The following is a 17,439-nucleotide window of genomic DNA, read 5'->3' on the forward strand; positions in this document are numbered from 1 at the left end:
CACTCTGCTTCATGCCGGAAAGGCTGGTTCGGCAGAGCTGGCGGGAAATGGACGACGGATGGCGTTCCAGCCGGTCGCCCGATGTCGGTGGCCGCTGGGAGTATCGGAAGATGCCAGAAGTCACCGGCCGCACCCCGGCCCTGTCGAGCACCGCCGTCGACAAGTCGCGCGCCCCGCTCGTTCTCGTCGCCGCGCTCGTCACGGTCGTGCTGTGGGCGTCGGCATTCATCGGCATCCGCGGTGCCGGTCCGCACTACGACCCTGGCGCCTTGGCGCTGCTGCGGATGGCCGTCGGCTCCGTCGCGCTGGGGATCATCGCCCTGCGGCACGGCATCCGCATGCCCGAGCGCCGCCACTGGCTGCTCGTGGTCGTCTGGGGCGTCGGATGGTTCTGCGTCTACAACCTGGCGCTCAACAGCGCAGAGCTCACGCTCGATGCCGGCACCGCGGCGATGGTCGTGAATCTCGCGCCTCTCATGGTCGTCGTCTTCAGTGGCCTGTTCCTGCGCGAGGGCTTCCCCAAGCCGCTGCTGATCGGGGCGCCGATCGCCTTCCTCGGTGTGGTGCTGATCGGCATGAACTCCTCGACGAGCGCCGGTCTCGACATCACCGGTCTGCTGCTCGCCCTGCTCGCGGCCGTGATGTACGCGGGCTGCACGCTGGTGCAGAAGCATCTGCTCACCTCGGGGGTCGACGCGACGACGCTGACGTGGCTCGGAGCGATCGTCGGCACCATCGCACTGCTCCCGTGGGTGGGCCGCCTCGTCAGCGACCTGCAGACGGCGCCGCTCGATGCCACCCTGTGGGTCGTCTACCTGGGTATCTTCCCCACCGCGATCGCCTTCACGACCTGGGCCTATGTTCTGCAGCGCAGCACCGCGGGGCAGACCTCGGCGACGACGTATGTGGTGCCCGCGATCGCGATCCTGATGTCGTGGATGATCCTCGGCGAAGTCCCCACGCTGATGATGTTCATCGGCGGAGCGCTCTGCCTGCTGGGCGTTCTCGTCACGCGGATGCGACGGCGCGCTCGAACCTGACCGCGCGCGGCGTTCAGCGCGAGGAGAGCGTGTTCGCCGAGACCCCGGAGCGCGCCAGAGCCTCCTCCGCCTGCGACCGCTTCAGTTCGAGCGACGCCCCGATCTCCGCGGCGAGCCGTGGTCGCACGCGCACGAGGTCGTCCACGACGGCGAGTGGCAGCACCAGTACCGTGAGGATCTCGCTCGCGGTCGTCACGACCCTGGTGCGCTCGCGGGTGAGCGCACTCTGACCGATGAGCTCGCCGGGCTCGCTGACGCCGACATCGATGCGTGCGTCGCCGATCTCCACGCGCAGTGACGCACGTCCCGAGACGATGATCCGCACCTCGTCGGGAACGACTCCCGACGGCAGCACGACCTCCGCGACGCCGTAGCGCTCGAGCCTGGCCCCCTCGAGAACCCCCTCGCGATCCTCGTCACGCAGGTGCAGCGTGGGACCGACGGCATCCAGAGCCTGGGCCAGTCGAGCCGGATCGGCGACCGGGTCGGTGGCATCCCCATCCAGGGCGAGCCCCCGGCGCCGCGCCGCGTACCAGAGCCAGGAGAGGTACACGGTCATCGCCTGTGAAGCGTCGGGCGGTGCGGTGACCGGAACGGAGACCGTGTATGCCGCAGCACCCGAGTACTCGACGCTGGCCCGCTCGCCGACCGCTCGCATCGGCAGCCCGTCGGCGAGTTCGACCAGCAGCGACATCACCTCGTGCGGAGGGTCATCCGTGGAGAACTTCAACGACGCCGTCGCCCAGTACGGTCCTGCCGGTTCGCTCATGTTCGTGAACGAGGCACCGGACAGGGTCGCGTTGGGCACGATCTGGATGCCGCCACCGGTCTCGATGTGCACGGCGCGCCAGTTCACCTCGACCACCCGGCCTTTGACACCGCCGGTGTCGAGCCAGTCCCCGATCTTGAAAGGCTGTTCGAACAGGAGGAGGAGCCCGGAGATCACACCGCCGACGGCATTCTGAAGCGCCAGACCGATGACGAGCGACCCGACGCCGAGGGCGGCGAAGAGGCCTCCGACGTCGGCACCCCAGACCCAGGAGAACAGGATGGCGAGACCCACCACGACGAGGATGAGGCGGGCGATCTCGACGAAGATCGTCGGAATGCGCTGCCGCCAGGTGCCCACTCGCGCGTTGGCGAAGAGGGCGACGTTGAAGGATGACAGCACGAGCAGGATCACCAGGAACCCGAACACCGTCGCGACGACCCTGACCCAGACGGCGTCGGCCGGGGACTGGATCGCGAAGGCGAGCAGCGCGAAGAGGGCGCCGACCGGGACCACCCAGTTGCGCATGAGCGTCAGCGGACCTGCGAGCGGATGCTGACGACGACTGAGGAATCCGATCAGCTCGGTCAGGACGACGAGCAGGGCCGGAACCCCCACGGCGAGTGCGATCACCCACCAGCCCCAGCCGTCCGCGAACGCCTCCTCGAGCATCTCAGGCCACCTTCCAGACGGTCTCGGTGCGTCCCTGAGACTCGACGGTCCCCGCCTCGACGTAGGTGTAGCCCTCGCGGGTGCGGTCGTACACGGTCTGACTGACGTAGACCCCCGGCTCACCGGTCACCGATCTGACCCGGTAGGCCAGGCTCACGGCATCCCCCCACAGGTCGTAGGCGAGACTCGTGCGGCCGACGAGGCCGCTGGTGACGGTGCCGGTGTCGACGCCGGCGCGCAATCCGATCGACGTGCCGTTCTGCGCGTTGAACCGCTCGATCACGTCGACCAGGCTTCTCGCGAACTCCACGCTGCGGCGCACGTTGTCGACGCGCGGAACGGAAAGACCCGAGGACGCCAGGTAGCCGCCGCGGAGGGTGCGGACTTTCTCGACGCCGGTCTTCTGCGCTGCTTCATCGAATCCGCGCATGAGCGCGTTCAAGTAGCCGATCTCCTCTTCGCCGTTGAGATTGCTGGCGAGTTCGTCGAATCCGGTGAGCTCTGCGAAGACGACCGATACGTTCTCGTGCGCCTCGGCGATGGCCTCGTCGCCCTGCTTGTACCGTGCGGCGACGCTCTCGGGCATCAGGGTGTGCAGCAGCTTCTCGTTCTCGATGCGCTGCTCGTCGATGAGTTCTTGTTTGATCCGCAGGCTCGACGCCATGTCGTTGAAGGCGTTGCCGAGGTCGCCGAACTCGTCTCGTGACCCCTGCGGAACCTGCACCGCGAGATCACCGGCGGCCACGCGACGCACCGCCTCGACGAGTCGGTGGATCGGCCTCGTGAACACCTGGGCGAGCACCAGCGAGAGCAGCGAGACTCCGAGGAGGATGCCGAGCAGGGACAGCAGCACATTGCGGGTGAAATCGGCGACCGGCGCGAACGCCTCAGCGGTGTCGATGCGCGCGATGATCACCCAGTCGAGGCCTTCGATCTCCAGCGGGGCATAGGCGGTGACGCTGTCGCCGCCGATGTAATCGCGCCCCACGATCGTTCCGCTGCGTCCGGCCTGGGCCTCCTGCACCGCCGTCGTCTGCACGGGCTGCAGAAGAACCGTCCCCTTGACCTCGCCGATGCGCTCCGCGATCGTCGGGGCGATCCCGCCGGCGATGAGCCGTTTGACGTAGGCCTCCGGGTCTTCCTCGAGGCGGCGGGAGGTGCTGCGCATGAGATCGTCACGACCGACCAGGTAGACCTCTCCGGTGTCGCCGAGTCCCTGGCTCTTCCACCCCTCGTTGCCGGTCATCACGTTGTTGACGGCATCGAGGGAGACCTGGAAGGCGATGGCACCCGTGATGCCGCTGTCGTTGCCGACCGGGGAGATCACCCACATCGTGGGCATGTTCATGGAGGGGATCCACCGCATGAAGTCGGTGATGCCGAGCGCGTCGACCGAGTTCGTCGCGATGGTGTCGCGATAGGTCTGGGCGAAGGCGGTGTCGCGGTACGGACCGGTGTTGAGATTCGTGCCGAGGTCGACGCCCTTGTACGCCGAGAAGACGACGTCTCCCTCGAGGTTGAGCAGCAGAGCATCTTCGTAACCGGCCTCCTCGATCAACCGTGAGAAGTAGTCGCCGTAGCGCTCGGCCCCCGCGGAATAGGACGATCCGTCGCCGGAGTCATTCGCGCGCAGCAGGGTGTCGTAGTCCGCGTCGAAGTCGAGGTTGCGCGTCGTGTACTGGAGCTGGAGGTAGCGGCCGGCATTCGACTCGGGGATGAATGCCTCGGTCCCGTACTCTTCGCCGGTGCGATCCTCGAGCGCGGGAACGAAGGTGTTCGAGTAGTACGCCTCGAGCTGGTCCTGCTGCTCATCGGTGATCACCGTCTGCTGCAGCTCGTCGAAGGCCGCGTTCAACGTCGTCGAAAGCGTCTGTGCGCTGAGGTTTCGCGAGTGCAGCGATGCCGCCTCTTTGGCGTCATCGACTGCCTCGAGCACTTCGGAGGCGCGCATGGACCGGATCGTGATGAGCTGGTCGATGGCCGCGTCATGCAGCGCCTGACGCCCGTTGACGAAGCCGACGGCGCCGATGACGATCGACGACAGCAGGCTCACCGCAAGCAGCATGATGAGGAGCTTCGACTGGATGCTGAGCCCGCCGCGCCGGCGCCGCACCCTGTCTCCGATGCCTGTGCCGATCATTCCCGTGCCGGTGTCGCTCATGTACCCTCCGCTGTGCCTGACCCGCCCGATGTCTCCCCGCCCCGGCCCCCAGGTCAGACACTAGCCACATATCGGCGTGCCAGCCACGAAACGGGGCGGATCGGCCCTGCCCCCGGCCTCCAACCCGCCGAAGCCGCGCGGCTCGGCAGAGCGGTCGGTATTCTGACGCGCGGAGGAAACATGACGACCTGGTGGCCCTACGCACGATTCGCAGCATCCGCACTCGCACTCGCCGCGATCATCGCGCAGCTGTCCCGCTCACTTCAGAACGCCCTCGCTGCAACGACCGACTGGGGTGGGCATCTGCTCACCGTCGGCACGAACTTCCTCAGTTTCTTCACGATCGAGTCGAACCTCCTGGCGGCGATCGTGCTGGCCATCGGCGGCATCTGGGCGCTGCGCCATCGAGGCGACACGGATTCCGAGCCGCAGTGGTTCGCGGTGCTGCTCGTCTGTGTGAGCACGTACATGATCGTGACCGGCATCGTCTACAACCTGCTGCTCAGGAATGTGGAACTGCCCCAGGGCGTGACCGTCGTCTGGGCGAACGAGGTGCTGCACGTCGTCATCCCGCTGTTCCTGCTCGCCGATGTGCTGTTCGCGCCGCGGCGCCGCATGGTCGGCTGGAGCACGGTGCTCGTCGCCGCGATCTATCCGATCGTTTGGGTCGTGTACACACTCGTCCGCGCGAACCTCATCGTCGCTCCGGCGACGGGAGAAGTCTGGTGGTATCCGTATCCGTTCCTGAATCCGCACTCCGTCCCGGGAGGGTACCTGGGTGTCAGCGGCTACGTCGTCGGCATCGCGGCAGCCATCATCGCCGTCGCCTGCTTCGTGGTGTGGGTGGGACGACGTCGCGATCGACGAAATCCACGATCGTCCGGGTGAACAGCTCCGGGTCCTGGATGCTCCAGACGTGCGGCATCCGCGGAGCGATCCAGGTGCGCGTCTGCGGCATCGCCGCCGCGAGTGCGGGGAACGCCGCCCGCACACTCTTCGGCTCCCGTTCCCCGGCGATCGCGAGCATCGGCCCGGTGTAGTCGAACCTCCCCGCCGGCATCGATCCGGCGAAGACCTCGCCGTACATGCCGTGCGCCGTCTCCTTGCTCACGCCGGTCCCTGCCGCGATGAACCGCTCTCGGGAGTCCGCCGGAATGCGGAACATCGCGGCCTGCATCCGCCAGAACCAACGCCGTTCCCAGACGGCCAGCTGCAGTTCGGCGACGCGACGCTCGATCCCGCCGAGGCCGAGCATCATCGCCCCGGTCACCATGCAGGAGCGCACGACGTCAGGGTGACGGGCCGCAAGATGCACGCCGATCACTCCGCCCATCGAGAGTCCGACGACGTGCGCGCGTCCGCCGACGGCGCGCTCACGGATGATCGCCGCGATGTCGTCGGCCGCCCCGCCGAGTCCTGGCCAGCGCTCCGCGGCGCGCGTGTCGAAGCCGATCACGTCGGGGGTGATCAGATGCCGGCCTCTGAGGGCCTCGACCTGCGGCTCCCACATCCAGCTGCCGACGTTCCCGCCGTGCAGCAGGATGATCGACTCCCCCGACCGCGGCCCGTGCTCGATCGGGTACTCGGCGTTCATCGGGCCACCTGCGCTTCCAGCATCCGCCGGGTCGAGCGGAGCCAGTCGAGCTCTGCCTCTCCCTGCTGCAGTCCCGAGTCGAGCGTCGCGACACGGAGCAGGGCTTCGAGATCGCCGCTCGGCCGGGGCAGCGCTCGCAGCTGATCGAGTCCGGCGCGCACCATCGTCTCTCGTTCATCGAGGAGCGCGAGGATGCCGTCGACGCCGAGAGGGGCGGCGAAGAAGAGCCGCGCGAGGAACGGCTCCTTGGGCTGCAGGTCCTCCAGCGGAGCGCGAAGCCATCCCGCCAGCTCTGCTCTCCCCGTCTCTGTCAGCGCGTGCACCCGACGATCGGGCCTGCCCTGCTGCGGAATCGTACGGGTGGTGATCGCCCCGTCCGCCTCGAGGCGGTCGAGCGTGCGATAGATCTGCGATTGGTCGGCGTGCCAGAAGTGCGCGACGGAGCGCTCGAAGGCGCGACCGAGGTCGTACCCGCTCTGCGGGGCGAGATCGAGGAGCCCGAGGATGGCATGACGGAGCTGCATGTTTATAGGATTACACATATATAGGACAATGCAAGTATTAAGTGGCTCGTCAGCCCCTCGCAGATGGGGATTTGTGCCCACGGTCGGATGGTTCTCGCACAAACGCCAGCGGTTACGCTGTCTGTCTGGGGGAGATGACTGCATCGCGCCTCCCCTGCGTCAGCGAGGAGACAAATCATGATCGATCCATACCCCGCAGCAGGTGCGGCCTCCGCTCCTCCGCCTCCGCCCGCGCCACCGGCGCCACCGGCACCGCCGACTCCCGCCCCCTCGGTCGCTGCGGGAGCCAAGGCAGCCCCCACGGACTCTGAGATCGCGCGTGCCGGCGACATCCTCAAAATCATCTCCGACGCGTACTCGGCGAAGATGGTGGGTCAGGAACGTCTGCGGATGAGCTTGCTCGTCGCTCTCATCGCCGGCGGCCACATCCTGCTCGAGAGCGTCCCCGGGCTTGCCAAGACGACAGCCGCGAGCACCCTCGCCGACACCGTGAAGGCACAGTTCAAGCGCATCCAGTGCACACCGGACCTGCTGCCCAGCGACATCACCGGAAACCAGATCTACGACGCCGCCACCGGGTCGTTCCGCACGGTCCTCGGCCCCGTGCACGCGAACTTCGTGCTGCTCGATGAGATCAACCGCTCCAGCGCGAAGACGCAGAGCGCGATGCTCGAAGCGATGCAGGAGCACCAGACCACCATCGGCGGTGAGGTGCACCACCTGCCCAAGCCGTTCCTCGTGATCGCCACGCAGAACCCGATCGAGCAAGAGGGCACGTACGAGCTGCCCGAGGCGCAGATGGACCGTTTCCTGCTCAAGGAGATCGTCGAGTACCCGAGCCCGGCTGACGAGCTCGAGATCCTCACCCGCATCGACTCCGGCGTGCTCGACCCCGAGCGGCATGTGACGAGCGCCGTCACCCTCGACGATGTGCACCTGCTGCAGGATGTCGCCAGCCGCATCTACGTCGATCCGGCGATCCGCAACTACATCGTGTCGATCGCGTACGTCACCAGGAACCCCGCGCCGTACATCGGCGAAGAGCGCGCCCGCTACATCAAGTACGGCGCCAGCCCCCGCGCGAGCATCGCGTTCCTGCAGGCGTCCCGCGCTCTTGCTCTGTTGAACGGCCGTGCACACGTGCTCCCCGAGGACATCAGGGAGCTGCGGCACCTCATCCTCCGGCACCGCGTACTCCTCACCTTCGAGGCCGACGCCGAAGGCATCCGCAGCGAGGAGATCATCGACCAGATCTTCGCGGCCGTACCGACCCCCTGACCCTGAGACCCATGGCCAGCCTGATCACCCAGGTGAAGAGCAAGCTCTTCATCCACTCCTCGCGCAAGTCGATGCATGCGTTGGACGGCGCCTATGCGTCGCTGCTGCACGGCCGCAGCCTCGACTTCGAGGATCTGCGCAAGTACGAGTACGGCGATCAGGTGCGCGACATCGACTGGCGGGCGACGGCCAAGCAGGGCACGCCCCTGGTGAAGCGTCATCGAGCGTTGCGGATGCACACGGTGCTGTTCATCGTGGACACCGGCCGTTCCATGCAGGCGTTGGCATATGACGAGAAACCCATGAAGGACCTCGCCATCATCGCGACCGGCGCCCTGGGCGTGCTGGCCCTCCGACATGGCGACGACTTCACCGTGGTCTACGGCGATGCCGGTGGGGTACGGCGGCGCGCTCCCGGGCGCAGCGAGGGTGCACTCGAACATGCCCTGCGCACGATCGACACCGCGATCCGCGAGAGCGCGGCACCCAGCGCCCGAGACGACCTGCTCTCGTTCGTGACCCGCACGATCTCCCGGCGGATGATCGTGGTCGTAGTGACGGACGAAGCACCGATCACGGATGAGACGGAGCGCACGCTTCGCCGGATGCGCGTGCAGCACGACGTGCTGTGGCTCACGCTCCGTGACGCCGACCCGGTTCTCGACCATGCCACCGGACGCATACGTTCCGATGTGGACAGCCGTTGGGAGGTTCCCGACTTCGTGCAGGGCGACCTCGACATCGTGCGGGAGCTCACCGCGCAGAGCGAGGCGGATGCTGCGCGCCTGGTTGAGGTGCTGAAACGTCTCGAGATCAGCCATGCCTCCCTGGACGGGCAGGACGACGCCGTGCCGCAGTTGCTGCGGCTGCTGGCATCGCGATCAGGATCCGTGCGGGGTGCCAATGCCCGGCTCTGACGAGTTCTACCCTCCCGGCCAGTACGGCTGGGGATGGATGCTGCTCGCGATCGGCGTCCTCGCGCTGCTGGTTCTCGCCGCCTGGCTGGTGATCTTCCTCACTCGGCCGCGCCGCAGCGTCACGATCGCCGGGGCCACCGATACTCCTCCGCTGCTGACGGTCGACGTCCTCTCCCAGCTGCGCGTCGAGTACTTCGATCGCATCCAGCGGATCGAGACCGACTATCGCGAGGGACGCCTGTCGGCGCGGCACGCGAATCTCGAACTCAGTCGAGTGGTGCGCACCTTCGTGAACGAGTACAGCGGCCTCGAAGCACCGGTGCTCGCCCTCGACGACCTCATCGCCCGCGGCGTGCACCCCGCACTCATCGACGCGATGGGCCGGCACTACTACCCGAGCATCTTCCGCCAGGGCCCGGCAATCGATCCCCTCGCCGGCGCCGAGGCGGCACGGACGGTGGTGCGCACATGGCACTAGCGAACTTCTGGATGACCATCGTCGCGATCGCGGTCATCGTCGTGGCCATCGCGATCGGACTCGTGCTCGGCCTGCGCCGCGGTTCGCGTGGTGGCACCGAGGAGACGGCCCGGATCGCCCGCGCGGAGCGACTGCGCGCGCTGCCGACCTATCGGCAGGCGCTCCGCCGCCGCGTGCTCGCGCTCTCGGGGATCCTGATCCTCGGCACGATCGCAACGGTCGCCGCCGGGGTCGTGGCCGCGCGCCCCATGTCGTCGCAGACGATCCAGCCCGTGAACACCAGCCGCGACATCATGCTCTGCCTCGACGTCTCCGGCTCGATGAGCGAGGTCGACGTCGAGGTGCTCTCCGTCTTCGAAGAGCTGCTCGCGGACTTCGAGGGCGAGCGCATCGGACTCACGATCTTCAACAGCTCGCCGGTGCAGATCTTCCCCCTCACCGACGACTACGACTTCATCCGTGATCACCTCGCAGACATCCGCGAGAGCTTCGACTACATCGACGAAGTGCCGGAGCACTGGGTCGGCACGCTCAACGGTGCCGGAGCTTCCCTCATCGGCGACGGCCTCGCCGCGTGCGCGCTGGGCTTCGACCACCCCGACCAGGAGCGCTCGCGCTCGGTCATCCTGGCCACCGATAACGAGGTGAACGGAGCTTCCATCGTCACCCTCGAAGAAGCGGCTGCGTACGCCAAGTCGAAAGGCGTGCGGGTCTTCGGCCTGAATCCGGTGCAGGGAAAGGATGCCGAAGTCAGCGCTCAATTGACGGAGGCCGCCGAGATGACGGGCGGCACCGCGTACGGGCTGCGCGACACGACGACCGTCGCCGACATCGTCGCTCAGGTGCAGGAGCAGGAGGCGACCGAGCTGCGCGGTCAGGCCCAGGTGGTGTGGACCGACACCCCGAACCTCTGGATCGTGGTGCTCATGATCGCTGCGCTGTCGTTCATCGTGATGCTGTGGAGGGTGCGACTGTGATCTTCCAGCCTGTTCTGCATCCGCTGCTGCTCCTGCTGCTGTGCGCCCCTGTCGCCGCTGTCGCGGTGATGGCCATGGTGCGTTCCAAGGACAAGGCTCTCTGGGCGCTGCGTCTCGTGCTGCTGCTCGCCTGCTTCGTGATGTTCCTGCGCCCAGGGATCCCGGGCGGCGCGACCCAGACTCTCGCCACCGACACCGACATCGTGCTGGTCGTCGACACCACGGCGAGCATCGTCGCCGAGGACTGGAATGGCGAAGAGCCGCGCCTGGACGGCGTGCGCGACGACATCCAGGCGATCGTCGACGAGTACCCCGGTGCGCGCTTCGCCCTGATCACCTTCGATGCGTCGGCGCAGCTGCGGTTGCCGTTGACCACCGACACCACGGCGCTCATCTCGTCGCTGGAGGTTCTCCGGCCGGAGGTTACCAGTCAGTCCCGCGGCAGCTCGATCGGCATCGCCAATCGGCTCCTCGCCGACACGCTGAAGGGGGCATCCGAACGCGCGTCCGACCGGTCGCGGATGGTGTTCTACTTCGGCGACGGCGAGCAGACGGCCAACTCCTCTCCCGAATCCTTCCGGTCCAGCGCGAAGTATGCCGATGCCGGCATGGTCTTCGGCTACGGCACCACCGAGGGCGGACCGATGAGATTGACCACCGGTTCGGTCGGCGACGGCGACGCGGAGTACATCGAGTACCAGGGCGAGCCCGCGATGTCGGTCATCGACGAGCAGACCCTGCAGACCCTCGCCGGCGAACTGGGGCTCGAGTACCAGCACCGCACGGCGGATGCCGAGCCGGAGCTGCCAGAGGCACCGACGACCACGACCAGCTACTCCGAGTCCGGCTCGGTCGGCAACGTCATCGAGCTGTACTGGATCGCCGCCCTTGCCGTCGTCGCCCTCCTCGGCTTCGAGTTGGCACGCGCGACGATGCTGATCGCCCGGCTCCGGCAGCAGGGCGCGCCGGCGTCGACGTCAGATGCGGGCGTTTCGTCTCGCTCCGCTCGCTCGACGACCAGCGAGTCCACCCCCCGGTCGTTGAGCGACGAGCGCAGCGAGGAGACGAAACGCGCCTCTCCAGCGTCGACGCCGAATGAGGGAGGTGCCTCATGACCGGGACCTCCCACGCCGAGGCGGCATCCGCCCTCCTGGCATCGAATCGCCGGCGCCGGCGCATCCGGTTCTGGATCGCGATCGGCACCCTCCCGCTCACGCTCGCCGCGCTGCTGTTCGTCGGCAAGCTGCTGAGCATGTACGCATTCGCGCACCAGTCGATCACCTCCTATGTGGTCGGCGACTATTCGTCGTCGGAGTCCGCTGCCCGCGGCCAGGAGTTCCTGAACTGGTTCGAGCCGTACAAGGGTCCGTACAACGTCGGGACCGCGCTCGGCGCCGCCGAACAGTTGCCGCAGGCGCAGGTGAAGCTCGAGGAGGCACTCCGACTCGCGCAGGGCCTCGAAGTGTGCGCGGTCCGCATCAACCTGGCGCTGGTCGTCGAGCGGAGAGGCGACGCGGCCCGAGCGGAGGGCGACGGTGTCTCGGCGGCCGAGTTCTACGGCGAGGCGCTGACGGTGACGCTGGAGACTCCGGAGGAGTGCAACAGCGAGGACGCGCAGAACCAGTCGCCCGACCCGAACCGCGACATGAGCGAGTCTCTCGAGCAGCTCAAGGATCGTCTGCAGCAGAAGCAGCAGGAGCAGCAGTCACCCGAGGCGCAGGAGCAGCCCGAGGAGCAGCAACCGGAACCGCAGCCCTCGGAGGAGAAACTCGAGGATCTGCAGGAGAAACTGGAGCAGGGCACCGAGGAGCGCGACCAGCAGCAGAACGGCGACGACCCCGGGGGATCGGGAACGGACAAGCCATGGTGACGGATCACGAGAAGCAGCGCGCCCGGTACGTGGCGGGTACCGAGGGTGCTCCGCCGCTGCCTCCGCCCGGCGGCTATGCCGGTGCGCGGCGAGCGCAGTCTCCGTCATGGCCTCTCCCTGCGACACCCGCGCAGCCGACGGTGGTGACCGCCGAGTCCACCACGCAGCCGTCGAGCGCCCTCGGCTGGATCGCCCTGGTCAGTGGCATCCTCTTCGCGCTCATCCTGCTCGGCACCCTCGTCGCCGGTGGCACCGACCTGCTGTACGGCGTGACGATGCTCGCGCTGCAGCTCGTCGTCGTGGCCGTCATCATCGCCGCGCTGGTGACGACCAGGGGACGGATGCTGGGTGCCGTCGCGCTGGCGATCACGCTGGTGCTGAATGTCGCGACCGTCGGCGCGATGAGTGCGGTGCAGACCTCCGCCTCCGGCAACTACGACGGAATGAAGTCCGACGAGCAGAAGCACGAGGAGGCGTACCCGGGGATCAAGGACACCGACCCGGGGGACATCCTCGGTCAGTCCTCGCTGGAAGAGGTGCGCGCCGCGTCTGAGAGCCTCCTCACCGACATCCGCGAGCGCCTCAGTGAGGAGTTCGGGTACACCTGGGTCGAGGCGGGTGCCGAGGATCTCCGTCCCGAACGCAACGGTTACGGTGGCGAATCCATGCTGGTCGAGTTCACCTCGCCCGGCTGGGCGACGAACGAGCCGATCCAGGACTACGACGAGAAGCTCGAGGTGATGGCCGTCATCAACGAGGTCGTCACCGCGCACGGGCTGTGGGAGCTGTACTCGTTCAACGACCCGTCCTCGGGTCTCGAGCCTTCGATGCTCGCGAAGCTCTACGGCACCGACGACCCGCGGACGCAGCACACCTGGGAGTACTACACCGAGAACTATCCGGAGCCGCTGCGGTTCTACGCGAATGTCTATGACCTCTCGAACGACTCCACCGGAGACTTCCTGAAGACCCGTGAGGCTCAGAACACCCGCACCGGCGAGCCGCTCGAGGGATTGCAGATCGCCGTCCTGGCCAGTCAACTGCTCAGCGAGTCCGATCGTGCGGAGTTCGAGAAGAAGCTCGGCGAGTATCCCGGGTTCTGATCGCCGAATGTCGTCGATGGACATTCGGTCGGACATCCCGCACTTCTGAACCACCCGAGAGGGCGCGTCCGGCCTCGGAATCCCGCTGATTCACAGGCATCTGATGCCCGAGACAACTTCGGACAACGGGCGCCGATCCGGCTCGCGCCGAGGCCCCGGTTGTCTTACGCTGTCATTCGATCAGCCGCCTGCCCCGATGCCGTTCGGGGCCGCAGACGAGAGAATCACGCCGATGCCGCACTCCCCTCACCAGCGGGCCGCACTCCGATGAGCGCGCTCGACCTTCTCGCGATGGATGCGGGGCAGACCGGCACCAAGGTGCGTCTGCGCTGGGACGACGGGACCTCCCGTGACGACCTGCTCCCCGGGGTGCTGACCGATCGCCCGCTGCTGCCGCAGCTGGCCGACATCGCCGAGCGGATCGCGCACGTCGCGGGCGATGCCCCCGCGACACTGGCGATCGGTGTCTCCGGCGTGACCGACGTCCACGCGGAAGCCGAAGGGCTGATCCGTCGGCCTGGACTCGCCGGCGTGCAGCGGGTGATCGTCGCCCACGACTCGGTGACCTCGTTCCTCGGCGTCCTCGGCGATCGGCACGGAGCGGTTCTCGCCGTCGGCACCGGTGTGGTGACGCTCGGCGTCGGCCCTCGGTCGGCTGTCCGCGTGGACGGCTGGGGCAACATCATGGGCGACGCCGGCAGTGGGTACTGGATCGGACGCGAAGCTCTGGATGCGGTGATGCGCGCGCATGACGGGCGTGGGGCCGCGACCGCTCTCACCGCCGTGGTGCAGGAGCGCTGGCCCGACCTGGAGGCGGCGTACACCCAGTTGCAGGCGGCTCCCGATCGGGTGCGGCTCGTGGCCTCGTTCGCGGCGCCGACTGCCGAGCTCGCGGCGAACGGCGACGCGGTGGCCCTGGCGATCTGCCGCGCCGCCGCGGAGGAGCTGGCGCTCTCGGTCACGTCAGCGCTGCGGTCGACGGATGCTCCCGCGGATGCTCCGGTCGGCGCCATCGGAGGCGTGCTGCAGTCGGATCTCATCCGCGAGGCTTTCGAAGTGAATGTGCGCGCCGTGCGCCCGGAGGTGCGCTTCGTGCCGCCGCTGGGCACCGGGCTCGACGGGGCAGCCGCGCTCGCAGACCTCGCGCCGCGGCATCCGCTGCGCCAGCAGTTGGCACAGGCGGTTCGAACGTCGAGCGAGGTGGCCGCATGAGCGCACTGTTCTGGGAGATCGACAACACGCCCCGCGACTACGCCTGGGGCCAGATCGACGGAGTCGCGCGCGTGCGCGGCACCGCAGGGCATGGGAACCGCGAGGCCGAGCTCTGGCTCGGCGCGCACCCGTCGGCCCCGAGCGTCTTCGTCGGGGATGCGCCATGGCCGGCGCTCGACGAGTGGGAGCGGGCCAGTGGTGGCCGCCTGCCGTTCCTGCTGAAGATCCTGTGCGCGGCCGAGCCGCTGTCGCTGCAGGCGCATCCCAGCACCGCGCAGGCCCAGGAGGGCTTCGCGCGGGAGAACGAACTCGGCATCCCGCGGGATGCCGCGCATCGCAACTACCGCGACCCGCACGCCAAGCCGGAACTGATCGTGGCATTGCACGATGGCTTCGAGGCGTTGTGCGGATTCCGCGCGGTGGTCGACGTGCAGGCGGATCTTGACGCACTGGCCGCGCTGACCGCATCGGACGAACTGCCGGGGCTGCAGACCTGGCGCGACCTGCTCGCCGGGGAAGACGGCATCCGCCGCGCGTTCCTCTGGCTGCTCTCCGGTGACGATGCGATCCCGCCGCTGGTATCGGCTGCGGTTTCCGCCGGTGCGCACGACGCCCGGTTCACCGTGCTCACCCCCATCGCCACGGCTCACCCTGGCGACCCGGGCATCCTCGGCGCGCTGATGCTGCAGCACGTGACGCTGCGGGCCGGTGAGGCGCTCTGGCTGCCCGCGGGCAACATCCACGCGTACCTGCTCGGCGCGGGGATCGAGTTGATGGGCCCGAGCGACAATGTTCTGCGCGGCGGTCTCACGCCGAAACACATCGACACCGAGGAGCTCGGGCGGGTGCTGGATGCCCGCGAGGGCGGCGACCCACGGCTCGTTCCGGAGGAACGGGGTGACGGCGTGCGCCTGTTCCACCCCGGTGGAAATGAGGGCAATCCCGGGTTCGAGCTCTATGCGAGCGAGGGTTCCGGTGAGATCAGCATCCCCGGTCCGGGCATCGCGCTGGTGACGGATGGTTCCTTCACCCTCGAATCCGAAGGGGAGCACATCGAGGTTCCGCGTGGTCGAGCCGTGTTCATCGCGCGGAGTACGGCGATCCGCGTCGAGGGTGCAGGGCGGCTGTTCCTCGCGACCGGGGCCTGAGGCCGGGCACCTGCGGCGGTGCTCGATTCGGATACCTGGGAGCGAGCGCCGGGCCAAGCACCCGCGCCGAACCGTCAGAGCCGTTGAGACGCTGCGACGCTGCGACGCTGCGACGACACTGCGACGAGTCAATCAACCGCGTCGCTCGACGACCGCCGCGCATGACATCCGCGGTCGGTCACGCGCCGCGACGAGATCACCGAGATGTCATCGCTGAGACTCGGAGCGGCGTCCGTGTGGAGCGCGGGGTGCGCCACGCCCGGTCGGGGTCCCACCACGCGGGCCCACGGATCTGGGGCACACCGTTCGCCATGCGGATCTCCCACCCGGAGTGGTCGAGAGATCGGTGATGCCACCAGCACAACGGGACGCCGTTGTCGGTGTGCGTCGGGCCACCGCGGGCGTGTTCGGTCACGTGGTGGATCTCGCACCAGGACGCGGACACGTGGCATCCGGGGATGAGGCACTCCTTGTCGCGGGCGATGATCGCGCGGCGCTGATGGACGGTGAAGACCCGGTCGGTCACGGTGATCCCGATGATGCGGCCTTCGTCGAACAGCACCCGCTGGATGGTGCCGGTGCAACCCGTGTGTGCGGCGACGCTGAGCGGAACGGAGGTGTCGGCGCCGGGGATGGTGGCCCATCCGGTGCCGGCGGCGTAGTCCTTGGCGTCGACGTGCACGACGAGTGTCGGGGCAGCACCGGCCAGCGTCGGCATGTCGTGGTGGCGAGCGGCGATCCCGAGCGCTGCGGCGAGCGCGTCGTGACGCTTCTGCCCGGCCGTACGGGGGTCGATGACGTTCCGCGGATCGGCGTTGAACGGGTCCTCGTCGGCGTCGTCGCCGAGCGCCTCCTCGGTGGGCCGGAACGCGACACCAGGTGCGGGTGCCCCGCCCACCTTCGGATTGTTCTGCGCGTCCATGATCAATTGCAGTTGCGCGGCGGTATCGGGAAGGATGTTCCCGCGGAGCGGGTGCACCCCGTTGCGGATACGACCGATGGTCAGATACCTCTGGTGCTGGGCGTCGCGGTCGGTGGGCTCGGCCCCATCGGGGTCGAGCACCATCGCAAGGTATTGTGAGGCCTGCCGGAGATCGTCAGGTGTGGCCGGCGGTGCCAGGTCCTGTGGTTCGGAACCCGCGTCAGACGCTTCTGCGCTGAAACCCCGGGCGTACCCGGCGAGGTGCGTGTCGGCGCGAAGCCTGTCCTCTACCCCGATCCGGTCTGCTGCCTGATCGAGTGCCCTGGTCGCGGCCAGCAACCCCGCGACACCGATTCCGCCGTCCAGCATCGCATCGCGCAGCGCGGGCCACCGAGCTGGCAGACGCTCACCGGACACAAGGCTGATCTCGCGCTCCACCGCCCTTGCAGCCTTCACGACGCGGCTCGCTCCTGAGGCATCCGTGAGGAGCGCACGCTGAAGAAGCTCGTTCATGCTGCGGCATCCGAAAGCGTCTTCGAACCCGGGTTCGACCGACGACACCGTCTCCACGACCACCGCTTCCAGGAGCCGCAGCGCCTCGCCGGCTCTGCGGAGAACGGCTAGCTTCTCGGCATCCGACAGCCCCGCGATGGAGTCCGCGCGCAGCAGCCCGAAGAGGTCGGAGACGACCTCTTCCAGGACTTCGTCTGGGCTGTTCATACCTCCCATTCAACACGGGGCCACCGACATTCCGACCTCGCTTTCAGGCTGATG

At 67.9% G+C, this 17,439-nt stretch carries 16 protein-coding genes; 11 read left to right on the forward strand and 5 right to left on the reverse strand.

Translation table 11 applies throughout. The features are described 5' to 3' along the window. Nucleotides 1-110 precede the first annotated feature (110 nt). A complete protein-coding gene (locus tag MRBLWO13_RS04285; RefSeq protein WP_341976568.1) occupies nucleotides 111-1,040 on the forward strand; it encodes an EamA family transporter in 930 nt (309 codons plus the stop codon). Nucleotides 1,041-1,053: 13 nt separating this feature from the next. Here the strand turns inward: MRBLWO13_RS04285 and MRBLWO13_RS04290 are convergent, their stop codons facing one another. Together MRBLWO13_RS04290 and MRBLWO13_RS04295 are read right to left on the reverse strand one after the other, a co-directional pair. Further along, entirely contained in the window at nucleotides 1,054-2,481 is a 1,428-nt protein-coding gene (locus MRBLWO13_RS04290; RefSeq protein WP_341976569.1) for a mechanosensitive ion channel family protein, read from the reverse strand. A 1-nt stretch (nucleotide 2,482) separates the two neighbouring features. Next, nucleotides 2,483-4,642 carry an adenylate/guanylate cyclase domain-containing protein gene (locus MRBLWO13_RS04295; RefSeq protein ID WP_341976570.1) on the reverse strand — a complete coding sequence of 720 codons (2,160 nt, stop codon included), beginning with the start codon at nucleotides 4,640-4,642 and terminating at the stop codon, nucleotides 2,483-2,485. A gap of 180 nt (nucleotides 4,643-4,822) precedes the next feature. On the opposite strand from MRBLWO13_RS04295, the gene MRBLWO13_RS04300 reads away from it, so the two are divergent. Beyond that, nucleotides 4,823-5,530, forward strand: a complete 708-nt coding sequence (locus MRBLWO13_RS04300; protein ID WP_341976571.1) for a Pr6Pr family membrane protein — start codon at nucleotides 4,823-4,825, stop codon at nucleotides 5,528-5,530. Here the strand turns inward: MRBLWO13_RS04300 and MRBLWO13_RS04305 are convergent. Together MRBLWO13_RS04305 and MRBLWO13_RS04310 are read right to left on the reverse strand one after the other, a co-directional pair. Then, on the reverse strand, nucleotides 5,457-6,236 hold the full coding sequence (locus MRBLWO13_RS04305; protein ID WP_341976572.1) for an alpha/beta fold hydrolase: 780 nt from the start codon (nucleotides 6,234-6,236) through the stop codon (nucleotides 5,457-5,459). The genes MRBLWO13_RS04300 and MRBLWO13_RS04305 overlap by 74 nt on opposite strands. After that, complete coding sequence (locus MRBLWO13_RS04310) at nucleotides 6,233-6,760, reverse strand: PadR family transcriptional regulator (RefSeq protein ID WP_341976573.1); 528 nt, start codon at nucleotides 6,758-6,760, stop codon at nucleotides 6,233-6,235. The genes MRBLWO13_RS04305 and MRBLWO13_RS04310 overlap by 4 nt, the downstream gene beginning before the upstream one ends. 177 nt (nucleotides 6,761-6,937) lie before the next feature. Here MRBLWO13_RS04310 and MRBLWO13_RS04315 point away from each other — a divergent pair, with 177 nt between their 5' ends. The 9 genes from MRBLWO13_RS04315 to manA all read left to right on the forward strand — a co-directional run bounded on the left by MRBLWO13_RS04315 (nucleotide 6,938) and on the right by manA (nucleotide 15,743). After that, complete coding sequence (locus tag MRBLWO13_RS04315; RefSeq protein WP_341976574.1) at nucleotides 6,938-8,038, forward strand: AAA family ATPase; 1,101 nt, start codon at nucleotides 6,938-6,940, stop codon at nucleotides 8,036-8,038. An 11-nt stretch (nucleotides 8,039-8,049) separates the two neighbouring features. Next, the gene (locus MRBLWO13_RS04320; protein ID WP_341976575.1) at nucleotides 8,050-8,955 is read left to right on the forward strand and encodes a DUF58 domain-containing protein; all 906 of its coding nucleotides are present in this window, start codon (nucleotides 8,050-8,052) and stop codon (nucleotides 8,953-8,955) included. After that, complete coding sequence (locus tag MRBLWO13_RS04325; RefSeq protein WP_341976576.1) at nucleotides 8,942-9,433, forward strand: hypothetical protein; 492 nt, start codon at nucleotides 8,942-8,944, stop codon at nucleotides 9,431-9,433. The genes MRBLWO13_RS04320 and MRBLWO13_RS04325 overlap by 14 nt, the downstream gene beginning before the upstream one ends. Further along, the gene (locus MRBLWO13_RS04330) at nucleotides 9,424-10,410 is read left to right on the forward strand and encodes a VWA domain-containing protein (protein WP_341976577.1); all 987 of its coding nucleotides are present in this window, start codon (nucleotides 9,424-9,426) and stop codon (nucleotides 10,408-10,410) included. Before MRBLWO13_RS04325 ends, MRBLWO13_RS04330 begins: the two co-directional genes overlap by 10 nt. Continuing rightward, nucleotides 10,407-11,525 (forward strand): VWA domain-containing protein, encoded by a 1,119-nt coding sequence (locus MRBLWO13_RS04335; RefSeq protein ID WP_341976578.1) that lies wholly within the window; start codon nucleotides 10,407-10,409, stop codon nucleotides 11,523-11,525. Before MRBLWO13_RS04330 ends, MRBLWO13_RS04335 begins: the two co-directional genes overlap by 4 nt. After that, nucleotides 11,522-12,280: a hypothetical protein gene (locus tag MRBLWO13_RS04340; protein ID WP_341976579.1), complete on the forward strand. Its 759-nt coding sequence runs from the start codon at nucleotides 11,522-11,524 to the stop codon at nucleotides 12,278-12,280. Before MRBLWO13_RS04335 ends, MRBLWO13_RS04340 begins: the two co-directional genes overlap by 4 nt. Beyond that, complete coding sequence (locus MRBLWO13_RS04345) at nucleotides 12,274-13,383, forward strand: hypothetical protein (RefSeq protein ID WP_341976580.1); 1,110 nt, start codon at nucleotides 12,274-12,276, stop codon at nucleotides 13,381-13,383. Before MRBLWO13_RS04340 ends, MRBLWO13_RS04345 begins: the two co-directional genes overlap by 7 nt. Before the next feature lie 267 nt (nucleotides 13,384-13,650). Further along, on the forward strand, nucleotides 13,651-14,595 hold the full coding sequence (locus MRBLWO13_RS04350) for a BadF/BadG/BcrA/BcrD ATPase family protein (protein ID WP_341976581.1): 945 nt from the start codon (nucleotides 13,651-13,653) through the stop codon (nucleotides 14,593-14,595). Next, nucleotides 14,592-15,743, forward strand: a complete 1,152-nt coding sequence (gene manA / locus MRBLWO13_RS04355) for a mannose-6-phosphate isomerase, class I (RefSeq protein ID WP_341976582.1) — start codon at nucleotides 14,592-14,594, stop codon at nucleotides 15,741-15,743. Before MRBLWO13_RS04350 ends, manA begins: the two co-directional genes overlap by 4 nt. Nucleotides 15,744-15,939: 196 nt before the next feature. Here manA and MRBLWO13_RS04360 read toward each other — a convergent pair whose 3' ends face one another. Beyond that, nucleotides 15,940-17,385, reverse strand: coding sequence for a DUF222 domain-containing protein (locus MRBLWO13_RS04360; RefSeq protein ID WP_341976583.1), 1,446 nt, complete (start codon nucleotides 17,383-17,385; stop codon nucleotides 15,940-15,942). Between the last annotated feature and the right edge of the window lie 54 nt (nucleotides 17,386-17,439).

It is taken from the genome of Microbacterium sp. LWO13-1.2, from assembly GCF_038397725.1.
GTDB lineage: Bacteria > Actinomycetota > Actinomycetes > Actinomycetales > Microbacteriaceae > Microbacterium.

Bases quoted from the DNA above. Each gene is read 5' to 3' on its own strand.
- MRBLWO13_RS04345 (WP_341976580.1), top strand. From the start codon at position 12,274: ATGGTGACGGATCACGAGAAGCAGCGCGCCCGGTACGTGGCGGGTACC.
- MRBLWO13_RS04320 (WP_341976575.1), top strand. From the start codon at position 8,050: ATGGCCAGCCTGATCACCCAGGTGAAGAGCAAGCTCTTCATCCACTCC.
- MRBLWO13_RS04340 (WP_341976579.1), top strand. From the start codon at position 11,522: ATGACCGGGACCTCCCACGCCGAGGCGGCATCCGCCCTCCTGGCATCG.
- MRBLWO13_RS04310 (WP_341976573.1), bottom strand. From the start codon at position 6,760: ATGCAGCTCCGTCATGCCATCCTCGGGCTCCTCGATCTCGCCCCGCAG.
- MRBLWO13_RS04350 (WP_341976581.1), top strand. From the start codon at position 13,651: ATGAGCGCGCTCGACCTTCTCGCGATGGATGCGGGGCAGACCGGCACC.
- MRBLWO13_RS04305 (WP_341976572.1), bottom strand. From the start codon at position 6,236: ATGAACGCCGAGTACCCGATCGAGCACGGGCCGCGGTCGGGGGAGTCG.
- MRBLWO13_RS04360 (WP_341976583.1), bottom strand. From the start codon at position 17,385: ATGAACAGCCCAGACGAAGTCCTGGAAGAGGTCGTCTCCGACCTCTTC.
- MRBLWO13_RS04315 (WP_341976574.1), top strand. From the start codon at position 6,938: ATGATCGATCCATACCCCGCAGCAGGTGCGGCCTCCGCTCCTCCGCCT.
- MRBLWO13_RS04330 (WP_341976577.1), top strand. From the start codon at position 9,424: ATGGCACTAGCGAACTTCTGGATGACCATCGTCGCGATCGCGGTCATC.
- MRBLWO13_RS04285 (WP_341976568.1), top strand. From the start codon at position 111: ATGCCAGAAGTCACCGGCCGCACCCCGGCCCTGTCGAGCACCGCCGTC.
- MRBLWO13_RS04300 (WP_341976571.1), top strand. From the start codon at position 4,823: ATGACGACCTGGTGGCCCTACGCACGATTCGCAGCATCCGCACTCGCA.
- MRBLWO13_RS04290 (WP_341976569.1), bottom strand. From the start codon at position 2,481: ATGCTCGAGGAGGCGTTCGCGGACGGCTGGGGCTGGTGGGTGATCGCA.
- MRBLWO13_RS04325 (WP_341976576.1), top strand. From the start codon at position 8,942: ATGCCCGGCTCTGACGAGTTCTACCCTCCCGGCCAGTACGGCTGGGGA.
- manA (WP_341976582.1), top strand. From the start codon at position 14,592: ATGAGCGCACTGTTCTGGGAGATCGACAACACGCCCCGCGACTACGCC.
- MRBLWO13_RS04295 (WP_341976570.1), bottom strand. From the start codon at position 4,642: ATGAGCGACACCGGCACGGGAATGATCGGCACAGGCATCGGAGACAGG.